The sequence below is a fragment of the Saccharopolyspora phatthalungensis genome (genome assembly GCF_014203395.1).
In the GTDB taxonomy this organism is placed as follows: Bacteria; Actinomycetota; Actinomycetes; order Mycobacteriales; family Pseudonocardiaceae; genus Saccharopolyspora; species Saccharopolyspora phatthalungensis.
Genome location: NZ_JACHIW010000001.1, coordinates 5,503,235 through 5,524,269 on the forward strand (window position 1 = coordinate 5,503,235; position 21,035 = coordinate 5,524,269).

The following is a 21,035-nucleotide window of genomic DNA, read 5'->3' on the forward strand; positions in this document are numbered from 1 at the left end:
ACGAGAGAAGTGAGCCGCATACTGCTTGGCATACTGGTCGAGTTGACCGAGATCGAGGTCCCCGACGAACCGCCAAGGAAGGAATCACATGACTGTTGAAATCAGCGGAGATCCGTGGGCGACGCTGGATGACCTGCTCGGAGTCGAGGTGGTCGACAACGTTGACTCTGGGATCGGGCCGGTCGCCTTCTACGGCCGCTGCTCCACTGAGGACAACCAAGACCCGGAAACCTCGCACGGCTGGCAGCTCGGCAACGCGACGAAGTTCGTCGAACCGCTCGGCGGAATCGTCGCCGCCGAGTACTTCGATGTCGGCCAGTCCCGCTCGGTGCCGTGGGAGCGGCGTCGGGAGGCCGAGCAGTTGCTGACCGCGTTGAAGGACCCGAACCGAGGCTGGGACGCCGTGGTCGTCGGCGAGGGCACGCGTTGCTGGTTCGGTAACCAGTTCTCGCTGATCGCTCCCAAATTCGCGGCCTACGGTGTCGATCTGTGGGTGCCCGAGCTCGGCGGCAAGTTCGATGCTCGCAACCCGTCGCACAAGATGCTGATGAGCGTGCTCGGCGGCATGAGCGAGTCTGAGCGCCAGCACGTACAGGCTCGCGTGCGGGCCGCGATGGATGCGCAGGTGCTCAACGAGGGCCGCCACCAAGGCGGCCGAGCACCGTACGGCTACAACGTCGTTGACGGCGGACCGCACCCTAACCCGCGCAAGGCCGCCGAGGGTTACCGGCTGCGTGTGCTGGCGATCGATGCGGCATCGGCCGAGGTCGTGCGGCGGATCTTCGTGGAGTACCTGAGCGGTAAGGGAGACAGGGCGATTGCCAACGGGCTGAACCGGGATGGTGTCCCGTGCCCGTCGGCGCGGCGGCCGGAGCAGAATCGGCACCGGCTTGCCGACGGCTGGCAGGGCAGCACGGTCCGATCGATCCTCGACAACCCCCGCTACACCGGCTACGCGTTCTTCGGGCGCTGGACCCGACAAGAAACCCTGCTGGACCCTGACGACGTAGCAGCGGGTCACGTGATCCGGTTCCGACGCGCTGGCGCTGACGGCGTGGTGCGCTCGCGGCGACCCGCCCACCCGGAGATCGTGAGTGTCGAGGACTTCACCCAAGCACAGCTTCTCCGCCGATCCAAGGGAGCGGGCGGACTGCGGACCGCCCGCAAGGCCGAGCGAAGCGGTCGCCCCACCAAGCGGCCGTACCTGTTCCGTGGCCGGATTCGGTGCGCGGTCTGCACGCGGAAGATGGAGGCCAGCCCGCGAGCCCACGCCATGTACTACCGCTGCCCGGCCCGCACGCTTGCCCCCGGCTCGGCAGCGTTGGCCGAGCATCCGCCCGCTGTGTACCTCCGTGAGGATCTGATCCGAGACGCCGCCAACGGGTGGCTCGGTGGGCTGTTCGCACCTGAGAACGTCGATCGGACGGTCGCGGCACTGGTTGCGTCCCAGCAGACTCCCCACGCCACATCCCCCACGCTGGAAACAGCCAAGACGCGGCTTGCCGACGCAGAGGCGCGGCTACGCCGCTTCCAAGCGGCGATCGGAGCCGGAGTGGACCCGGCAGCGCTAACGGAGGCGATCAACGAGGCGCAAGCCGAGCGCGCCGCAGCCCGCGCCGAGCTGGAGAACAGGCCAGCACCCAACGCGCTCACCGATGCTGAGATCTACGCCATGATTGATTCGCTCGGCGACGTCGGCCCAGCGCTGTCCGGTGCCAAGCCAGACCGGCTTGCGAACCTCTACCAGGCCGTTGACCTGCAAGTACGATACGAACCGGCCGAGCGGGCCGCCCAAATAAAAATTCACCCGGCAAGCCGGGTGAATAGTGTGCGTGTCCGAGGGGGGACTTGAACCCCCACGCCCATTAATAGGGCACTAGCACCTCAAGCTAGCGCGTCTGCCATTCCGCCACTCGGACGCCTCAGCGCCGCCCTTTTGATCGGGCGGCCCCGCTGTGTTGTGTGAATAGATTAGCCCATGGTCATTCCCGCTCCAACGGCACCCCCCTCCTTGTTCTCCGGGTGATAGAAATGCCTGGTGAGCGCACACAACGAGGATATCTCCGGCACTGATCACCACGCGGGGTTGCAGCGGGCCGAGGACGAGGTCGTCGGCTTGGCCAGTGACCTGATCCGCATCGACACCACCAACACGGGCGACCCCGAGACCCTTGTCGGGGAGCGTGTCGCCGCCGAGTTCGTAGCGGGCAAGCTCAGTGAGGTCGGGTACGACGTCACCTACGTGGAATCCGGGGACCATCCTGGGCGCGGCAACGTCGTCGCTCGGCTGCCCGGCGCCGACTCTTCGCGTGGCGGGCTGCTGGTGCATGGGCACCTGGACGTTGTGCCTGCGGACGCCGCCGAGTGGTCCGTGCACCCGTTCTCCGGTGCCGTGCAGGACGGCTATGTGTGGGGTCGGGGCGCGGTCGACATGAAGGACATGCTGGCCATGAGCCTCGCAGTCGCCCGGCGGCTCAAGCGGGACGGCCTTACCCCGCCGCGGGATGTCGTCTTCGCGTTCCTGGCCGACGAGGAGGCCGGCGGTTTCCACGGGGCGCAGTGGCTGGCAGATCACCGGCCCGAGCTTTTCGAGGGCTGCACCGAGGCGATCAGCGAGGTCGGCGGCTTCTCCGTCACCTTCAAGGACGGCGTGCGCGCCTATCTGATCCAGTCCGCCGAGAAGGGCATTCGCTGGTTGAAGCTGCGGGTGCGGGCCCGCGCCGGGCACGGCTCGATGGTGCATGACGACAACGCCGTCACCAAGCTCGCCGAAGCCGTGGCCAAGCTCGGCACGCATCGCTTCCCGCTGGTGCTGACCGACTCCGTTCGCGAGTTCCTCGATGGTGTCACCGAGATCACAGGTTGGGATTTCCCGGAGAACGACATCGAGGGTGCCGTGGCCAAGCTCGGGAACCTGTCGCGGATCGTCGGCGCCACGCTCCGCGATACCGCCAACCCGACGATGCTCACCGCCGGGTACAAGCACAACGTGATCCCCTCGGTAGCAGAGGCCGCTGTTGACTGCCGGATTCTGCCGGGTCGGGAGGAGGCCTTCGATCGCGAGCTGGCCGAGCTGCTCGGTCCTGACGTGGAGCGGGAGTGGGTGGGATTGCCGCCCGTGGAGACCAGGTTCGAGGGGCGCATCGTCGATGCGATGTCCGCCGCCCTGCTTGCCGAGGATCCCGGTGCCAAGGCACTGCCCTACATGATGTCCGGGGGGACCGACGCGAAGTCGTTCAGCCGATTGGGCATGAACTGCTACGGCTTCGCGCCGCTGAAGTTGCCTGCCGACCTCGACTTCAGCGCCTTGTTCCACGGCGTTGACGAGCGTGTTCCGGTGGATTCGCTGAAGTTCGGGACTCGCGTGCTGGACCGGTTCATCCGCAGCAGTTGAGTGTCGGTGCCGTCTGGTTTCATCTACCCGAGTTGATCATCGGGGAGGGGCGGCGTGGACCTGGCGCGTTTGATCGAGATCTACCTGGAACACCTGCAGGCCAAGAAGCTCGCGGCCAACTCGCTGCGCGCCTACCGCCGCGATTTGGAGTCGGTGGCCGGTGAGCTGGTCGAGCTCACCGGTCGCGGTGCCGACGGGCTGGCGGTGGACCGGATCACCGCCTCGGTGCTGCGGTCGGCGTTTGCGCGTTTCGCCGCCGCTCGGTCCGCCTCGTCGGTGACCCGGGCCTGGTCGACCTGGAACGGGTTCTTTGGATTCCTGGTGGTCGAGGGCGCGGTGACCGGCAATCCGATGCAGGTGGTGCCGAAGCCGCGCAACTCGCCGGCCACGCCGAAGCCGCTGCAAGGCGAGGACACGCCCGAGCGGCTGCTGCGCATGGTGGCCTCCGGGGCCCGGCGGGCGCGGAACCCGTGGCCGGAGCGCGATCTCGCCGTGCTCTCCACTCTGTTGTGCACCGGTGTGCGGTCGGCGGAGTTGCTGGAGCTGACCATTGCGTCGTTGGCCGGCCGGGCCGGGGATCGTCGTTTGCACGTGCACGGCAAGGGTGGGAAGAACCGCTCCATCCCGATCGAGGACACCCTGGACGTGTTGATCCAGGGCTACCTGCAGTCGCGGCGGGCGCGGTTCGGCGAGCGGCTGCCCGGCGGTGAGCCATTGTTCGTCGATCACCACGGCGAGCCGCTGCGCCGGGGTGGCCTGCAATACATGGTGCGGCAGTCCTTGCGGGCCGCTGGGGTTTCGGACCGGGTACAGCCGGGCGCGATGGTGCACGCCCTGCGGCACACCTTCGCGACGCGGCTCGCGGAGGATGGGGCGAGCGCCGCCGAGATCGCCAAGCTGCTCGGTCATTCCTCGATCAATTCCAGCCAGACCTACATCGACGTGACCGCCCGGGAGCAGCGGATGTCGGTGCGGGCGAACCGGACGTTGCAGGTGCTCGGCGAGTTGTCCGGCGGCTAGCTCCACGAGTGGGCGATGGCCACGCGGATCGTCGCCCCCGGTGAGGTCGGGGCAGCCCCGGCACTCAGCAGCGGGTGCTCGATCGGGTCGATGACGGTGTGGGCGAGTTTCCCGGGCGCTGATCGCGTCGATGTCCGCTACCGCGAACTAGCACAGCCAAGCGGCGGGTCGTCGCTCAGCGCGCGATGCGCGCGGTCGGCCTCGGCGAGCTCACCTCAGCCGTTCGAGTTCCGCTGCCACGTTGACGACCTGAACCGCCAGCTTGCGCAGTTCGGTGTGGTCCGCGGCGTCCTCGACAGCGGTGACCACGTCCTCGGCAGCGCATCGCAGCTGGAACAGCCGGTCCTGCAGGTCGGCGAGTTCGGCGGCCGACAGCACCACCGAGTCTTCCGGGAGGCCGCCGCGCTGCACCGCCGTGCGCCGCTCGTAGGCGCGCTGGCGGCAGGACTGGGCGCAGTACTGGCGGGGTCGTCCCTGCCGACCCGCCTCCGGGACGCGACGTCCGCACCAGGCGCAGTGCCTGGCTTGGCGCTGGCGGCGGGGCGGCGGTGCCGAGGTTTCCACGATCGATCACGTTAACCAAGGGCCCCGCCTGCGCGGTGACGGCACGCCGATCAGGCAGAGTTGCACTCGTGACGCATCCTTTCCTGCTCGGGCCCCGGCCCCGCGCGTTCGCTCACCGCGGCTGGCACCTCGGTGAACTGCACGATCTGGAGAACTCGCTGAGCGCGTTCCGGCGCGCGGCCGAGGAGGGGTATCGCTACATCGAGACCGATGTCTACTCGACCGCCGACGGCGTCGTGGTGGTCAACCACGACCCGACGCTGGACCGAACCACGGACGGCCGCGGCACCATCGAGCGCCTGCCGTGGTCGGCCGTCGGTTCGGCGTTGATCGGCGGGCGGGAGCCGATGTGCCGCCTGGACGCGGCGCTGGAGGAGCTACCCGAGACGTTCTTCAACGTCGACGTCAAAGCGGACTCGGCGGTGGAGCCGGTGCTGCGGACGCTGCGCGCGCACAACGCCTGGGATCGGGTTTGCCTGGCGTCGTTCGCCGAGCACCGCGTAGCCGCGCTGCGCCGGGCCGTCGGGCCTCGGCTGTTGACCTCGACCGGACGCCGTTCGGCCGGGTTGCTGTGGCTCGGGTCGCGCTGGGGCGGCTGGCCGCTGCGGTCCTCGGTCGCTGGCGGCGCGGCCCAGGTTCCGCCGGGGTTCGGGCCGTTGCGCTTGATCGACTCCCGGTTCGTGCGCCAGGCTCATCGGTGGGGGCTGGAGGTCCACGCCTGGACCGTCGACGAGGCCGAGGAGATGCGGGAGTTGCTGGATCTCGGTGTCGACGGTCTGGTCACCGACCGGCCGGACGTGCTGCGTGAGGTGTTGCAGGAGCGGTTCGGCGAGCCGCAGCCGGAAGTCGGCGGGTGAGGGAGCAGACTGGGTGGTTTGCATGGTCAATTGCGTTCCGACGACGGACAAGTGGCCTCGGCCCGGACAGCGGCGCGAGTGGTCGCCATCGGCGCTGCTCGATGCGACCCGCGCACCGGCTGAGCAGAACTACGCATTGTCGCCGCACGGACCTCCCCCGTATTCCCTGAGCCAGTAAGGTCCGGTTACCCCCAATCGAGTGATGTTGGCCGGAGGACCGAACGGATGAGCGTGATGGACAGCGACCTGGCACCGGATGCCGCGCGGAGGCGGCGTCGGGAGCAGTGGGGTTGGTGCTGGTACGACTGGGCCAACTCGGTGTTCCCGACTTCGGTGACGACGGTCTTCCTCTCGCTCTACCTGACTTCGGTGGCCACCGAGGCGGCCCGGGCCGATGTGGCGCGCAATGGCGTCAACGCCTGCCCGCAGGGCAACGCGCTGGTGCAGTGCGACATCTCGGTGTTCGGGCTCGCGTTTCCGGCCGGTTCGTTGTGGGGCTACCTGCTGTCGGCGGCAACCGTCGTGCAGGTGCTGGTGCTGCCGATCACCGGTGCGATCGCGGACCGGACCCAGAGCAAGCGGCTGATGCTGGCGATCTTCGCCTTTGGCGGCGCGGCGACCACGGGGCTGCTGGCGCTGGTGGGCGGTCAGGACTGGCAGCTGGGCATGGTGCTGTTCGTCATCGCCAACATCTGCTTCGGCGCCTCGGTGGTGGTCTACTACTCGTTCCTGCCGGAGATCGCCGACGCCGACGAGCGGGACCAGGTCTCCACCCGCGGCTGGGCAATCGGGTACCTGGGTGGCGGCGTCGCGCTGGCCATGCACCTGGTGATCTACCTTGGCCACGGCGCGTTCGGGCTGGACGCGGCCGCAGCGGTGCGGGTGATCTTCCTGTCTTCGGGCCTCTGGTGGGCCGTGTTCACGCTGCTGCCGCTGACTGCCCTGCGGCGCCACCACGCCCCGGAGGGCACCGAGCGCGGCGCTTCCGCCATCACTGCCGGGTTCAAACAGTTGATCGGCACGTTGCGGCAGGCAAGGCACTTTCCGCTGACGCTGGCGTTCCTCGCCGCGTACTGGATCTACACCGACGGGATCTCGACGGTGGCCCAGGTCTCGGCGCAGTACGGCAGCCTGGAGCTCAAGCTACCGCAGGACACGCTGATCATCACGCTGCTCATCGTGCAGTTCATCGCCTTTCTCGGCGGAATGCTGCACGGGATCGTGGCGCGTCGGATCGGCGCGAAGAAGACGATTTTGATCAGCCTCGCCACCTGGCTGGTGGTGCTCATCGCGGCGTACTTCGTGCAGGCGGGGCAGGACATGCAGTTCTATGGGCTCGCGGTGGGCATCGGGCTGGTGCTCGGCGGCACCAACGCGTTGTCGCGGTCGCTGTTCAGCCAGATGGTGCCGCCCGGCCGGGAGGCCGAGTACTTCTCGCTGTATGAGGTGGGGGAGCGGTCCACGTCGTGGTTGGGGCCGTTGGTGTTCGCCGGGGTGGGACAGGCAACCGGGTCGTTCCGGCTGGCCATCATCTCGCTGGTGGTGTTCTTCGCGGTCGGGCTGGTGCTGGTCACGCTGGTGCCGGTGCGGCGGGCGATCGAGGCCGTCGGCAACCCCGCGCCCAAAGTTCTGTGAGTTACACGTAGTCGACGACGCGTACGCGGTGCGTGATGAACCGCCCCCGTCTCGCCAAGGTCGCAATGTTGCTCCATGCTGGTGACGGGCACCGCCGGGGTTATCCGCGTGATCGGAATATGCCGGTACACAGCGTTGTGAGAGCAGGTAACTACATGCCGCTACATTCGGTTACGTACTTTCGAGTCAATCCCGCCGTCCGTGTCGTGATCTCTGTCCCACTCCGACCGCTTTACCGCGGCTTGTCTTGGCCAGAGTGACCCATCATCTGGCACTATCACCCGTTCGAATGCACCTATAGATTGCCAGTGGGATAACGCGTCACGAACGCCGACCGACTGCATCTCTAGGGAGAGCAGCCGTCGTTGATGGGTGAACAATGTCACCGACGGCAACCAGAAGCACTACACCGGGAACAGGCGGCGGGTCCCCCGTCGTTGCACACGGTGAGCACAATCGCCCGGGCTTGGTCCCGGGCCGAAGTGAAAGGAACCGTCATGGCCGACCGCGTTCTGCGTGGCAGCCGGCTCGGAGCCGTGAGCTACGAGACCGACCGTAACCACGACCTCGCACCGCGCCGGACGGTGCGCTACGCCTGCCCCAAGAGCCACGAGTTCGAGGTGCCGTTCTCCGACGACGCCGAAGTGCCGCCGACCTGGGAGTGCCGTCTGCACGGCGCCGAGTCGAAGATCATCGACGGCAGCGAGCCGGAGCAGAAGAAGGCCAAGCCGCCGCGCACCCACTGGGACATGCTGCTGGAGCGGCGCACCATTCCGGAACTTGAGGAGCTGCTCAACGAGCGCCTCGACGTGCTGCGAGAGCGGCGCGGGCAGTCCGTCTGAGCACAGCGTTCGACAAGGCGCCTGGGTTTTCGCAGCCCAGGCGTTTTGGCGTGCTCGAAACGCCCAGGGCACTCCCGCCCGCCTCGCGGCGAACACTCGCGAGACGGGCAGAGCCTGGGAATCCGCGGTGGCCAATACACAACTGGCACAGCGGCGCAAAGGCGAGTCTTAGCGCTTCAGCGACCGCAGCACGTCTATTGCCTGGTGGGTGCGGCGGCGCAGGCCCCACCTCGTCACCCTGATCAGGGCCTCGCGCACGACCTCGGCGTCCATCTTCGAGCTGCCGATCTCGCGTTCCACGAACGTGATCGGGACCTCGACGACCACGAAGCCGGCATCGACGGCGCGCCACGCCAGATCCACCTGAAAGCAGTATCCCTGCGAGGCGACGTTGTGCAGCCGCAGCGTCTGCAGGACCTCCCGGCGGTACACGCGGTAACCGGACGTGATGTCGTTGATCGACACGCCGAGCGCCAACTTGGAGTACACGTTGGCACCGCGGGACAGCAGCGCCCGGTACCAGGGCCAGTTCACCGTCCGCCCGCCGGGCACGTAGCGCGACCCCAGCACGACATCGGCGCCCGTACCCTCCGGGCCGAGCATGCCGATCAGCCGGGGCAGGTCCTCGGGCGAATGCGAGCCGTCGGCGTCCATCTCGATGATCGCGCGGTAGTCGCGGTCCAGGGCCCACTCGAAACCGGCCACATACGCCGCGCCGAGCCCGGCCTTCTCGGTCCGATGCAGGACGTGCACCCGTTCGTCGGCCGCGGCGAGCTCATCGGCCACCTTGCCGGTGCCGTCCGGGCTGCCGTCGTCGACCACCAGCGCGTGCGCCGTGGGCAGGGCGGCGAACAGCCGCCGCACGATCGGCTCCAGGTTGTCCCGCTCGTTGTAGGTGGGGATCACCACCAGGGCCGAGTCGGCACCGCCTTCGTGGGCTTGCCCGTTCGCCATCCATGTCCTCCTGGCCGGTCCGGTCGGCCGGCTGTGCACTCGTATCGTTCGGGTTCAGGCGGCCGTTGTCCGCCGGGGTCGCCACCAGGACAGGACCACGGCGCCGACGCCCAGCACCGCTAGTGTCCACATCGGAGCGCTACCTAGCTCGGTGGCGACCGTCTGCGTCGAACGCAGCGGCACGTCGGCGACCAGATTCTGCGCGGTGAACAGCTCGGTCTGCTGGGTCACGGTGCCGTCCGGCTGGACCACCGCGCTGACGCCGCTGGTGGCCGACACCAGCACCGCCCGCCCGTGCTCCACCGCGCGCAGGCGGGACATCGCAAGCTGCTGGTAGCTCATTTCAGAGTGGCCGTACCAGGCGTTGTTGGTCGGCACCGCCAGCAGCGTCGCGCCCTTCTGGGCGGCGCCGGTGAAGACGTCGTCGTAGGCGACGTCGTAGCAGATCCCGACGCCCAGCCGGACGCTTCCGACGTCGAGCACGCCGGGTTTGTCGTCGGGCACCATGTCCTGGCGGAAGCGGTCCACGAACGGGCTGACCAGCCGCGCCACCGGCCGCATCGGGATGGTCTCGGCGAAGGGAACCAGGTGTTGCTTGATGTAGCGGTCGCCGGCGCCAGAGCCCGGGTCCCACCGGACGATCTCGTTGTGCAGGTCGCCGTCGGTGTCCTGGCCGAGCCCGCCGACCACCAGCGGGACGCCGAGCTGCGCGGCGATGGCGGACAAGTCCGGGTCGTTCTGGCTGGGCCCCCAGCTGCCGACCTGTTCGGGCAGCACGACGAAGTCCGGCTGCGGCATCCGGCCCGCCTTGACGTCGTCGACCAGCTTCTGCGCGGCGGCGATGTGGTTGGCGTGGATAACGTTGTCCTTGTACAGCAGTCCCAACCCGAGGTTGGGCGCGTTGCCCTGCACGATCGCGACCCGGGCCGTGCCGGCGTTGGGGTCGGTGCCGATGAAGGGGAGCATGGCCAGGCCCGCCACCACGGGCACGAGCACGGCGGCCAGCGGCGCGCTCCAACGGCGAGGCGCGCGTGCTCGGTGGACGATCTCGGCCAGGCCGCCGCCGACAAGGGCGACGGCGAAGGACACCAGCGCGGTGCCGCCGAGCGCGGCCAGCGGCAGGAACGGGCCGGTGTCCTGGGTAAAGGCCAGCCGTCCCCACGGGAACCCGCCGAACGGCACGCTGGAGCGCAGCGTCTCGGCGGTGACGAACACCGCAGCCATCCACACCGGGGCTCCCGGCAGGCGGCTGACGCGCGCCATCCCGGCGCCGGCGAGCCCGATGAACAGCGCCTGGACGCCGGCCACCCCGAGCCACGGCCAGGGACCGAAGTCGGCGCCGAGGAAGTCTTGCAGCCAGCCCAGCAGCGGGAGCAGGAACGCGAAGCCGAACAGCAGGCCGTAGCCGAATCCGGCGCGCGCTTTCCGGTTCTGCACGATCGCCGCGAACACCGCGAACGCGATCGGCGCGACCCACCACAGGTCGCGCGGGGGAGACCCCGCGTACAGCACGAACCCGGCGAGGACGGCCGCGAGCATGCGCAGCCAGACCGCACCGACCGATCGACCTCCAGTCTTGCTGCGGCCCTGCCGCTTAGCGCGCTGCGGACGAGCCGTGGGGACAACCACCCGATCAACCTTCTCGGTGCCGCCGTCCCGGCCGGGCCAGGACGGAAACGATCTGTCGTGTTCGTGCGCGGGCAGCCCGACGCGCACCAAACAAATGTACGCCGGACCCTGTCGCCGGAGCCGCCGTGGGCAAATCGGCGCAAACCAGTCGAAAGGGATGCGTTCGAAGTGATCATCGCCACGCACGGCCCGGGCGTGCTCGGTCCAGAGCGACGGCAGATTGTCGGCGCGACAGTTGCCACTCACTGCTGCCGTAGGTGGTGCTGTCGGTGACGCATGCGGTGCGCAGTGCCGCTTAAGGTGCGCACGTCCTCGGGAGCTGCGTGCGGACGGTGGCCTTGGCGGATTGCCTCGTGACGTGGGCGAAAACCGGCTTATAGCCGGAGATCCAGGACAGCACGCCGACGGTCAAGGTCATCGGCGGGCAGCGCATCTCAAGGTAGGGCGAAGCCGGGTCGATGTCTTCCAGCGGACGAAGTATCCACTGTGGCTGGAGAGACGAAGATGACCAAACGACGAGTTCGCCTGACCGTTGCGGCGCTGGCCGCCGCATTCATCGGCTTAGGTGCCCCGGTGGCCTCCGCCGCCTTCGGCGACGACCCGGCGTCGGCTCCGCGAGTCGGCGAGGCGTATGTGGAGACCAGCCTGTTCTTCGGCACCGCGCGCCCCGGAGGCGGGCAGCCGGTCACCGACGATGAGTTCCGCGCATTCGTCGACGGGTCCGTCACGCCGCAGTTCCCGGCCGGGCTGACGGTTCAGGACGGCTACGGGCAGTACCGCGACGTCAACGGCATGATCGAGCGGGAACGCTCCTACGAGCTGACCCTGTTCTACCTGGTCGCCGAGTACGCCGCCAACGATCCCAAGATCGAGCGGATCCGCGCCGAGTACAACGCTCGCTTCGGGCAGGAATCGGTGGCCCGCGTCGACGATCGCACCGCCGTCGACTTCTGAGGCACCCGTCGCGATCGTCGATGCTCTCGGCGATCTTGTGCCGTCGATTTCCATGGAAAGTGGGTTTCCATGGAAATCGACGTGTGTCCCGCCCGGGAGGCGGGACTCAGCGGAGCTGTTCCGTCCCGGACCCGGTGAGCTCGGCCGCCACCAGGTCACCTGGTCGGCCGGGCTCGGCCGGGCGCATGAAACCGTGGTGCACGAGATGGCGGGCGGTTTGCTGATCGCAGAAGGCCACGCCGTCGATGTACAGGTCCGGTTCGCAGCTGCAAGTGATCTGAACGCGGCCCGCGGCGACGGCTCGCAGGGTGGCGCGTTCCCGGTTGTTGAGTTCGAAACGCACGTCGGGCATCGTCCCCCAACCCCCTCCCGACGTATTCGGCGTCCTGCCAGTGTGCCCACATCGTGGCCGGGCGGGCAGGGCGGAAAGACCTAACCCGTGACGGTCACCAGCACGGGCAGGTGATCGGATGCCTGCGAGTCGGGCACCTCGGCGCGGATCGCGCGCAGTTTCCCGGCGGAGGTCACGTAGTCGATCCGGCTCCGCGGCGCCGAAGCGGGGTAGGTCTGACCGCCGTCCGGTCCGTTCGCCGTGGCCCAGCCGTCCCGCATGCGGGCCAGCAGCGGGGCCAGCTCCGGCGCGCCGGGCTCGGCATTGAAGTCGCCCAGCAGGAGTTGCCGGGAATCGCGCCGGTCCTGGTTCAGGATGCGGATCGTCTCGTCGACCTGGGTGCGCCTGACGGCCGGGTCGGGGCGGTAGTCGAGGTGGGTCACGTACGCGTGCGTCGGCCCGCCCGGGGTCGCGACGACGATCTCGGCGAAGCCCGGCGTCGGCTTGGGCGCCGGGTCGGGATCCATCGTGGACAGCCGGGTGATCCGGTGGTTCTCGGAGTAGATGATGGGGAATCTGCTCAGCATGGCGACGCCGTACTGGCGGCGTTCGGCGTGCCCGGGTTCGGGATCCAGGTCGTAGATGGGCGCGAAGAACGCGTGCATGCCGGTCATCCGGGACAGCTGCGCTACTTGGTCGGCGTAGCCGCTGCGCGCCGACCAGTGCACGTCGACCTCCTGCAGGCCGACCAGGTCCGCGCCGGTGCCGCTGATGGCGGCGGCGGTGCGGGCCAGGTCGAGCCGCCCATCGGCGCCGATGCCGGCGTGGATGTTGAAGTCGAGCACGTCGAGGTCCTTGCCGGGCGCGGCCTGCGCACCGTGCGTCGGCAGCGCGATCAAGGCCACGACGAGAGCGATCGCGACACGGGCCCGGCGAGAAGCGTTCACAAGTGCGGCAGCATACGAGCTCCCGATGCCAGAGGGGTGGATTTCGCCTTGCCGCGACGCCAAGCTCAGTGGCGGGTCAGCCGGGCGTCGGCGCGGGTAATGCTGCGCAGGGTTCCCCAGGCGGTCAGGCAGAGCACTATCAGGGCTGGCCAGAGGAGAATCTGGGCCGTTTCGGCTATCCAGGCGATACCCGTCGCCGCTGCCGTGGAAAAGCCCGCCGTGCAAGTCATGGATAAGGGGAACACCGTTGCCCAACGGCGGAGGTCGTAGCGCAGGCGGGGCGCGAGCAGTTCGAACGCTGCCAGGACCAGGTACCAGCCCAGGGTGATCGCCCAAAGCACGAGACCGACCGTTTGCACTGCGGTGGCGGCTGTGGCTGGCATGCCCACCGATTGCATCGCCGAATGCAGCTTGCCGGTGGCCACGGTGCTGATCGCGAGCGCGCCCCCGGCGACCCAGTGATCCCCGGCCCCGCGGACGAGCTGGCGGAAGTCGAATCGGGCGAGCACCGCGACGTACAGCGTCAGGCCGAGGGCGTTGGCGACGGCACCGGCCAGCAGCACGAACGTCGATCGTGTGTCGGCGGCGAGCTGACCGGCCAGGACCGCCAGCGATTGGGTCGCAACGCAGGTCAGGAAGCTCGACCCGACGGTCGGGGTGCCCAATTCGCGCAGCACCAAGGGCATCAGGACGATCCATAGCAACGTCGCCAGCCCGAGGAAGGGCCAGGTCGTCGCCCCCAAGCCGTGCAGGCTTAGGGAGAGACCGAGGACTCCAGTCGCGGCGACGCACGTCAGCGCGCCGGGTCGGCCCGCCTCCGACCGCCACCGTCCCGGGTCGGACACCAACCGGGCCAGGAACACGATGCCGTGTAGCCCCCAAAGCCCGGCGGCCACGATCAGCAGCGCCCACGAGAGCACGAGATGTCCCGCCAACCGCCCGGCGACCGACGTCACCCCGACGCTCATCACTATGGAGCCGGACTCGGGCGGTATCCGTTGCCAGGCCACGGGGTCAGAGCCGTTGCCAGCCGCGCGGTGCTCGGCGGGTGCCAACTCGATCACCGGTGCGACTGCGGTACACGACGTCAGGCCGGAACAGGTAGTGCAGCGGTGCGCTGAAGGCGTGCACGAGCCGGCCGAACGGCCACAGCGCGAACAGGGTGAGGCCGAGCAATGCGTGCATCTTGTAGTCCAGCGGGGCGTGTGCCATCAGCTCCGGGTGCGGTTGCAGCAGGAAGATGTCGCGGAACCACGGCCCTATCGTCTCACGGTAGTCGTAGGGGCCGCGGACGCCGTTGTCGATCACGGTGGTCCACAACCCCAGGCAGATCGTGCCCGTCAGCGCGGTGTAGGTGAACGGGTCGCTGCGGCTGGTCGCCCGGCGCACCGCGTGGGTGCGCAGCCGCCGGTACAGCAGAACCAGCAGCCCGGCCAGCGCGACGCAGCCCGCGACCGTGCCGAACAGCAGCGACACCACGTGGTAGTTCGACTCCGTGATGCCGAACAACTCGGTGAGGCCCTTCGGCACCACCAGGCCCAGCACGTGGCCGCCGACCACGAACATCAGTCCGTAGTGGAACATCGGGCTGCCGATCCGCAGCAGCCGGGATTCGTGCAGTTGGCTGGACCGGGTGGTCAAGCCGAACTTGTCGTACCGGTACCGCCACACCGTGCCGCCGACGAACACGGCGAGCACCACATACGGCAGCACGGCCCACAGCACGACCTCGAACGGGCTGATCATCGGGTGCTCTCCTGGACGGTTCGCGGATAGGGCTGCAGGCCGACCTGCTCCGTCGGCGCCTGCGCGGGAACAGCGGCGCGCTCGCGCTGGTTTGGCACCGCGTCGAGCACTGCCCGCACGGCTGCGGCGTAGGGCGTGCCGATCTCGGCCAGCCTGCGGTGCAACACCTCGATCGCCGGCCGGAAACGCCCGAGCAGCCGCTCGCCTTCGCGCCGCGTCGCCGCAGCGGCGGAGAATTCCAGCAGTGCAGGAAGGTAATCCGGCAGCTCACCGCCCGCGATCCGGTAGCCGTGCGCGCGGTAGATGCCCGCCAGCTCGGCCAGCGCGCCACCGCGCAACCGGGTGTCGCCGTGCACGTACCAGGTCAGGTACAGGCTGCGGCGCGGGCTGACGTCGAACACCTCAACGTAGTGCTGCTCGGCCTGCTGCGCGGGTGTCCGCGCGAGGTGGTCCAGCGTGCCGCTCAGGTGTGCCGCCGGGTCGCGCCCGGCGAGTTCGGCAAGGCTTTCCCGCAGCAGGTCCATCCGCGGCGCCAGTTCGGCATCGGGGTAATGCAGGCACCAGGCGGCGATCTGGCGCACCAGGGCACGCGAACGGGAGTCCAGGCGCCGGCGTTTCACGACCGCCCCCCGCGCAGCGTCGGGAACATGCCCTCCGGTCGTCCGCTGCCGTCCCACACGACCAGATCCGTGCTCCCGGAGCGCAAGCCACCCATGCCGGGACCGCCGTCGGTGTCCAGGCTGCACGTGGTCGCCAGCGACTCCAGCTCGTGCGCGTCGCCGATGCCCGCGGTCGGGATGACGTAGCGCTCGTCGTACTTGGCGATGGCCAGCAGCCGGTACATCGACGCCAGTTCGTCGGCGTCCAGCCCCACCGCCCGCAGCGGCTCCTCGTCCGGCGGCTCGTCGAGGTTCACGGACCGCATGTAGGTGCGCATCGCCGCGAGCTTGCGCAACGAATCACGCACCGGGCCGATATCGCCCGCGGTGAACAACTCGGCCAGGTACTCGATCGGGATGCGCAGCGCGTCGATCGCGCCGAAGAGGTTACCGGCGTCCTCCCCATCGAACCCGGTCTCGGCGACGGCGTCCACCACCGGCGACAGCGGCGGGATGTACCAGACCATCGGCATCGTGCGGTACTCCGGGTGCAGCGGCAGCGCCACGCGGTACCGGCAGATCAGGTCGCGGACCGGGGAACGCCGGGCGGCCTCGATCCAGTCGTGCGGGATGCCTGCGCGCGCGGCCGCCGCGGCGACGGCGGGGTCGTCCGGGTCGAGGAAGATATCCCGCTGCGCCGGGTAGAGCTCGCGCTCGTCGCGCACCTTGGCGGCGTCGGTGACCCGGTCGGCGTCGTAGAGCAGTACGCCGATGTAGCGCAGGCGGCCGACGCAGGTCTCGGAGCAGATCGTCGGCTGGCCCACCTCCACCCTCGGGTAGCAGAACGTGCACTTCTCGGCCTTGCCGGTCTTGTGGTTGAAGTAGACCTTCTTGTACGGGCAGCCGGAAACGCACATCCGCCAGCCCCGGCAGCGGTCCTGGTCGACGAGCACGATGCCGTCCTCGGCCCGCTTGTACATCGCACCAGACGGGCAGGACGCCACGCAGGACGGGTTGAGGCAGTGCTCGCAGATCCGCGGCAGGTAGAACAGGAACGACTGCTCGAACTCGAACCGGATCCGGGTGCCCAGCTCGGTGCGCAGTTTCGCGACCACCGGATCGGCCTCGCCGTGCTCGGGGATGCCGCCGAGGGAGTCCTCCCAGTTCGGTCCCCAGCGAACGCTGGCCGGACGCCCGGTGATCGCCGAGTTGGGGCGGGCGACCGGGGTGTCGTCCCCGAGCGGCGCTTCGAGCAGGCTGCGGTAGTCGTAGGTCCAGGGCTGGTAGTAGTCGTCGAGCTCCGGCAGGTCCGGGTTGGCGAACAGCGTCGCGAGCTTGCGCAGCCGGCCGCCGCCGCGCAGCTTCAGCCGCCCGCGGCGGTCGAGCGTCCAGCCCCCTCGCCACTGCCGCTGGTCCTCGTAGCGTCGCGGATATCCTTGCCCGGGGCGGGCTTCCACGTTGTTGAACCAGACGTACTCGACGCCACCGCGGTTGGTCCAGGTCTGCTTGCAGGTGACCGAGCAGGTGTGGCAGCCGATGCACTTGTCCAGGTTCATCACCATGGCCAGTTGTGCCATCACGCGCATCAGTACTCGACCTCCTGGTTGCGGCGGCGGATGATGGTGACCTCGTCGCGCTGGTTGCCGGTGGGACCGTGATAGTTCAGCGCGAACGTCTGCTGCGCGTAGCCGCCGATGAGGTGGGTCGGCTTGATCTGCACGCGGGTCAGCGAGTTGTGGATTCCGCCGCGACGACCGGTGGTTTCGCTCTTGGGCACGTTCACCGTCCGGTCCTGCGCGTGATACATGAACACGGTGCCGGTGGGCATCCGGTGCGACACGATCGCGCGGGCGACCACGACGCCATTGCGGTTGACCGCCTCCACCCAGTCGTTGTCGGCGACTCCGATGGCCGCCGCGTCCGCCGGGCTCATCCAGAACGTCGGCCCGCCACGGGAGAGCGTCAGCATGATCGGGTTGTCCTGGTACTCGCTGTGAATCGACCACTTCGAGTGCGGCGTCAGGTAGCGGACCACGACCTCTGCCGTGCCGTCCGGGCCGAGCTGGCGTTCCCCGCACAGCCGGTGCAGGTCCAGCGGCGGCCGGTACAGCGGTAACTGCTCGCCCAGCTCCGCCATCCAGTCGTGGTCGAGGAAGAAGTGCTGGCGTCCGGTCAGGGTGTGCCAGGGCTTGAGCTGTTCGACGTTGATGGTGAACGGCGCGTACCGCCGGCCACCGGACTCGTCGCCGGACCACTCCGGGCTGGTGACCACCGGCGCCGGCCGGGACCTGGTGTCGGCGAAGGTCACGCGATGTCCACTGTGGTGCGACGAGAGGTGGGTCAGAGCACGCCCGACCCGGTCCTCCAGCGCACGGAACCCTTCGGTGGCCAACCGGCCATTCGTCGTGCCGGACAGCGCCAGGATCGCGTCGGCGGCTCGGCGGTCGGTGTCCAGCCGGGGGCGGCCGGCGGCCGGCCCGCCCGCCGCGACCCCGTTCGCCTCGGCCAGCCACGCCAATTCCGGGCCGACCTCGACGGTGTAGCCCTTCGTCGTGGTGCCGAGCTTGTCCAGCAGCGGCCCGACCGCGCCGAGTTTCGCCGCCACCGCAGGGTAATCGCGCTCGATGACGGTGAGCGTGGGCATCGTCCGGCCGGGAATGGGGTCGACGTCGCCGCGGCGCCAGTCGCGCAGCACGCCGCCGGGTTGGGCGGTCTCGGCGGGGGTGTCGTGGCCGAGCGCGGTCGCCACCAGGTCCCGCCGGACGCCGAGATGTCCGGTGGCCAGTTGGCTGAACGCGGCGGCGATGCCGTGGAATGCGTCGAAGTCGGTTCGGCACTGCCAGGGCGGGGCGACCGCCGCGTTGAACGAGTGCACGAAGGGATGCATGTCCGTGCTGGACAGGTCGTGCTTCTCGTACCAGGTCGCGGCGGGCAGCACGATGTCGGAGAACAGGGTGGTGCTGGTCATCCGGAAGTCCAGCGACAGCAGCAGATCGAGCTTGCCCTCCGCCGCCTGCTCGGTCCGGCGCACCTCCGCCGGTGGTCGCTCGGGTTCGGTCGAGCGCGGCGAGGCATCGGTGCCCAGCAGGTGCTTGAGGAAGAACTCGTTGCCCTTGGCCGACGAGCCGAGCAAGTTGGAGCGCCACACCGTCAGCACTCGCGGCCAGTTGGCCGGCGCATCCGGGTCTTCGCCCGCGAAACCCAGCCGGCCCGCCTGCAATTCCCGCACGACGTGTTCACCGGGTTCGAGCCCGGCGGCCTCGGCCTCGTCGGCGAGGTCCAGCGGGTTGCGGTCGAAAGTGGGGTAGGACGGCATCCACCCCGCGCGCGCCGACCTGGCGATGCAGTCGGCGGCCGTGGCCCCGGCGAGGGTTCCGGCCGAGCCGGGCCAGGCGAGCGCCTCCGCCGTGAGCCCGTCGTAGCGCCACTGCCCGGTGTGCAGGTAGAACCAGGCGGTGCCGATCATCTGGCGCGCTGGGCGGTGCCAGTCCGCCGCCGACGACAGCGTGGCCCAACCGGTGAGCGGGCGGACCTTTTCCTGCCCGACGTAGTGCGCCCAGCCGCCGCCGTTGCGTCCCTGGCAGCCGGTGAGCAGCAGCAGCGTCAGGAATGTCCGGTACACCTCGTCGGAGTGGAACCAGTGGTTGGTGCCCGCGCCCATGAGGATCATGCAGCGCCCTTTGGAGCGGATCGCGGTGTCGGCGAACTCCCGGGCGATCCGCGCCGCCCGCGCCGCGGGTACCGAGGTGATCTGCTCCTGCCAAGCCGGGGTGCCCGGCGAGTCCGCGTCGTCGTAGCCGGACGGCCAGCTGCCCGGCAGGCCGTCGCGACCGACCCCGTACTGCGCGAGCAGCAGGTCGAACACGGTCGTCACCAGCGGGCCGTCCGGCCGCAGTCGCACCGCGGGGACGCCCCGGGTGATCGCCGCGCCGGTGCCGTCCGGTGCGTCGAAGCGCGGCAGCATCACCTCGACCGGCTCGCCGCCGTTGCCGTGCAAGCTCAAGCGCGGAATGACGGCACCGAGGTCGAGATTCCACCGCCCGGTTTCGTCGTTGCTCCACCGGTGACCCAGCGACCCGTTGGGCACCACGGGCTCTCCGGTGGCCTCGTCGAGGAGTACGGTCTTCCACGCCTCGTGCGGGCCTTCGCGGCCCAGGTCGGCGGCGGTGACGAACTTGCCCGGCACGAGTCCGCCGCCGCGTTCGACGAGGCTGACCAGGAAAGGCAGATCGGTGTAGCGCCGCACGTAGTCGGTGAACAACGGTGTCGGCCGGTCGACGAAGAACTCCTTGAGCACGACGTGGCCCATCGCCACCGCCAGCGCCGCGTCGGTACCCGGGTGCGGCGCGAGCCATTCGTCGGCGAACTTGGTGTTGTCGGCGTAGTCGGGCGAGACGACCACCACCTTCTGGCCCCGGTAGCGCGCCTCGGTCATCCAGTGCGCGTCCGGGGTGCGGGTGACCGGCACGTTGGAGCCCCACATCACCAGGTAGGCGGCATCCCACCAGTCCGCCGACTCGGGGACGTCGGTCTGGTCGCCGAAGACCTGAGGCGAGGCGACCGGCAGGTCGGCGTACCAGTCGTAGAACGACAGCATCGGGGCGCCGATCAGTGCCATGAACCGCGAACCGACCGCGTGCGAGACCATCGACATGGCCGGGATCGGGGAGAAACCGGCGATGCGGTCCGGGCCGTGCGCGGCGATGGTGTGCACGTGCGCGGCGGCGATCATCTCGACCGCCTCGTCCCAGGACACCCGGACCAGCCCACCCTTACCGCGGGCCCGCTGGTAGCGCCGCCTGCGTTCGGGATCGTCCACGATGGACCGCCACGCGGCGACGGGATCCCCGGTCTCCCGCCGCGCCTGGCGGTACATCTCGACCAGCACCCCGCGGGCGTGCGGGTAGCGGATGCGGGTGGGGGAGTAGGAGTACCACGAGAAGGAGGCTCCGCGCGGACAGCCGCGTGGCTCGTACTCGGGCCGGTCCGGCCCGGTGGACGGGTAGTCGGTGTCCTGCGTTTCCCAGGTGATGATGCCGTCCTTGACGTACACGTTCCAGCGGCAGGACCCGGTGCAGTTCACCCCGTGCGTGGAGGGCACCACCTTGTCGTGGCTCCATCGGTCGCGGTAGAACGCGTCACCCTCGCGGCCACCGCTACGGTATACCGCGCGCAGATCCGCTGAAGTGTCCTCTTTGGACACCAGCCGCCCCAGTCTCAGCAGGGCGTCGCCGGCCGTGCCGCCGATCCCCGGTCGACCCTCGGCGAATTGTCCGGAAGCTCCGTCGGCGTTCCGGATCGGCGCTGCACACATGGTGATTTCTCCCGGTCTCGCGCGGAAAGCAGTGACGCGAATGCGGCGTTGTCCCGTGGCCAAATCTACGGCCGGAAACGAGGCCGCGCAGCGAGACCAAATATGGGAAAGTTCACACTAAGTTAATATTTGAAACTCTCAGTGACCGGTTTGTGGGGGGTCGCCTCATTGGAATTCATTTGTCCATTTTGTCGGCGAATGTGGGTAAATAGTGGCGATGAGCTGGGAGTTTATCTCATTGAATCCTTA

The 21,035-nt window shown here is 69.0% G+C and carries 17 protein-coding genes and 1 tRNA gene; 7 read left to right on the forward strand and 11 right to left on the reverse strand.

Annotated elements, in window-relative coordinates; all coding sequences use genetic code 11:
• Positions 1-88: 88 nt before the first annotated feature.
• Positions 89-1,852, forward strand: a complete 1,764-nt coding sequence (locus tag BJ970_RS25180; protein ID WP_184728487.1) for a recombinase family protein — start codon at positions 89-91, stop codon at positions 1,850-1,852.
• Here BJ970_RS25180 and BJ970_RS25185 read toward each other — a convergent pair.
• Positions 1,834-1,919 (reverse strand) — tRNA-Leu (locus tag BJ970_RS25185). The genes BJ970_RS25180 and BJ970_RS25185 overlap by 19 nt on opposite strands.
• A gap of 119 nt (positions 1,920-2,038) precedes the next feature.
• Here BJ970_RS25185 and BJ970_RS25190 point away from each other — a divergent pair.
• Together BJ970_RS25190 and BJ970_RS25195 are read left to right on the forward strand one after the other, a co-directional pair.
• A complete protein-coding gene (locus BJ970_RS25190; RefSeq protein ID WP_312864402.1) occupies positions 2,039-3,394 on the forward strand; it encodes a M20/M25/M40 family metallo-hydrolase in 1,356 nt (451 codons plus the stop codon).
• 54 nt (positions 3,395-3,448) lie between these two features.
• Complete coding sequence (locus BJ970_RS25195; protein ID WP_184728488.1) at positions 3,449-4,414, forward strand: tyrosine-type recombinase/integrase; 966 nt, start codon at positions 3,449-3,451, stop codon at positions 4,412-4,414.
• Between the two features lie 210 nt (positions 4,415-4,624).
• Here the strand turns inward: BJ970_RS25195 and BJ970_RS25200 are convergent, their stop codons facing one another.
• Positions 4,625-4,978 carry a hypothetical protein gene (locus BJ970_RS25200; protein ID WP_184728489.1) on the reverse strand — a complete coding sequence of 118 codons (354 nt, stop codon included), beginning with the start codon at positions 4,976-4,978 and terminating at the stop codon, positions 4,625-4,627.
• A gap of 68 nt (positions 4,979-5,046) precedes the next feature.
• On the opposite strand from BJ970_RS25200, the gene BJ970_RS25205 reads away from it, so the two are divergent.
• The 3 genes from BJ970_RS25205 (at position 5,047) to BJ970_RS25215 (ending at position 8,312) form a co-directional block, all read left to right on the forward strand.
• A complete protein-coding gene (locus tag BJ970_RS25205; RefSeq protein ID WP_184728490.1) occupies positions 5,047-5,835 on the forward strand; it encodes a glycerophosphodiester phosphodiesterase family protein in 789 nt (262 codons plus the stop codon).
• 225 nt (positions 5,836-6,060) lie between these two features.
• The gene (locus BJ970_RS25210; RefSeq protein ID WP_184728491.1) at positions 6,061-7,470 is read left to right on the forward strand and encodes an MFS transporter; all 1,410 of its coding nucleotides are present in this window, start codon (positions 6,061-6,063) and stop codon (positions 7,468-7,470) included.
• Between the two features lie 497 nt (positions 7,471-7,967).
• Positions 7,968-8,312 carry an RNA polymerase-binding protein RbpA gene (locus tag BJ970_RS25215; RefSeq protein ID WP_184728492.1) on the forward strand — a complete coding sequence of 115 codons (345 nt, stop codon included), beginning with the start codon at positions 7,968-7,970 and terminating at the stop codon, positions 8,310-8,312.
• 168 nt (positions 8,313-8,480) lie between these two features.
• Here the strand turns inward: BJ970_RS25215 and BJ970_RS25220 are convergent, their stop codons facing one another.
• Both BJ970_RS25220 and lnt read right to left on the reverse strand, forming a co-directional pair.
• Positions 8,481-9,266, reverse strand: a complete 786-nt coding sequence (locus BJ970_RS25220) for a polyprenol monophosphomannose synthase (RefSeq protein ID WP_184728493.1) — start codon at positions 9,264-9,266, stop codon at positions 8,481-8,483.
• Positions 9,267-9,320: 54 nt separating this feature from the next.
• Positions 9,321-10,805: an apolipoprotein N-acyltransferase gene (gene lnt / locus BJ970_RS25225; RefSeq protein WP_184729349.1), complete on the reverse strand. Its 1,485-nt coding sequence runs from the start codon at positions 10,803-10,805 to the stop codon at positions 9,321-9,323.
• 594 nt (positions 10,806-11,399) lie between these two features.
• Between lnt and BJ970_RS25230 the strand changes: the two genes are divergently transcribed.
• A complete protein-coding gene (locus BJ970_RS25230; RefSeq protein WP_184728494.1) occupies positions 11,400-11,849 on the forward strand; it encodes a DUF3574 domain-containing protein in 450 nt (149 codons plus the stop codon).
• Positions 11,850-11,955: 106 nt separating this feature from the next.
• Here the strand turns inward: BJ970_RS25230 and BJ970_RS25235 are convergent, their stop codons facing one another.
• The 7 genes from BJ970_RS25235 to BJ970_RS25265 all read right to left on the reverse strand — a co-directional run bounded on the left by BJ970_RS25235 (position 11,956) and on the right by BJ970_RS25265 (position 20,786).
• A complete protein-coding gene (locus BJ970_RS25235) occupies positions 11,956-12,201 on the reverse strand; it encodes a hypothetical protein (protein WP_184728495.1) in 246 nt (81 codons plus the stop codon).
• Positions 12,202-12,281: 80 nt separating this feature from the next.
• Positions 12,282-13,127, reverse strand: a complete 846-nt coding sequence (locus BJ970_RS25240) for an endonuclease/exonuclease/phosphatase family protein (protein WP_312864404.1) — start codon at positions 13,125-13,127, stop codon at positions 12,282-12,284.
• A gap of 65 nt (positions 13,128-13,192) precedes the next feature.
• Positions 13,193-14,191 carry a tellurite resistance/C4-dicarboxylate transporter family protein gene (locus BJ970_RS25245; RefSeq protein ID WP_184728496.1) on the reverse strand — a complete coding sequence of 333 codons (999 nt, stop codon included), beginning with the start codon at positions 14,189-14,191 and terminating at the stop codon, positions 13,193-13,195.
• Positions 14,142-14,873, reverse strand: a complete 732-nt coding sequence (gene narI / locus BJ970_RS25250) for a respiratory nitrate reductase subunit gamma (protein WP_184728497.1) — start codon at positions 14,871-14,873, stop codon at positions 14,142-14,144. The genes BJ970_RS25245 and narI overlap by 50 nt, the downstream gene beginning before the upstream one ends.
• The gene (gene narJ / locus BJ970_RS25255; RefSeq protein WP_184728498.1) at positions 14,870-15,493 is read right to left on the reverse strand and encodes a nitrate reductase molybdenum cofactor assembly chaperone; all 624 of its coding nucleotides are present in this window, start codon (positions 15,491-15,493) and stop codon (positions 14,870-14,872) included. The genes narI and narJ overlap by 4 nt, the downstream gene beginning before the upstream one ends.
• Positions 15,490-17,058, reverse strand: a complete 1,569-nt coding sequence (gene narH / locus BJ970_RS25260) for a nitrate reductase subunit beta (protein ID WP_184728499.1) — start codon at positions 17,056-17,058, stop codon at positions 15,490-15,492. The genes narJ and narH overlap by 4 nt, the downstream gene beginning before the upstream one ends.
• Complete coding sequence (locus tag BJ970_RS25265; RefSeq protein WP_184728500.1) at positions 17,058-20,786, reverse strand: nitrate reductase subunit alpha; 3,729 nt, start codon at positions 20,784-20,786, stop codon at positions 17,058-17,060. Before BJ970_RS25265 ends, narH begins: the two co-directional genes overlap by 1 nt.
• Between the last annotated feature and the right edge of the window lie 249 nt (positions 20,787-21,035).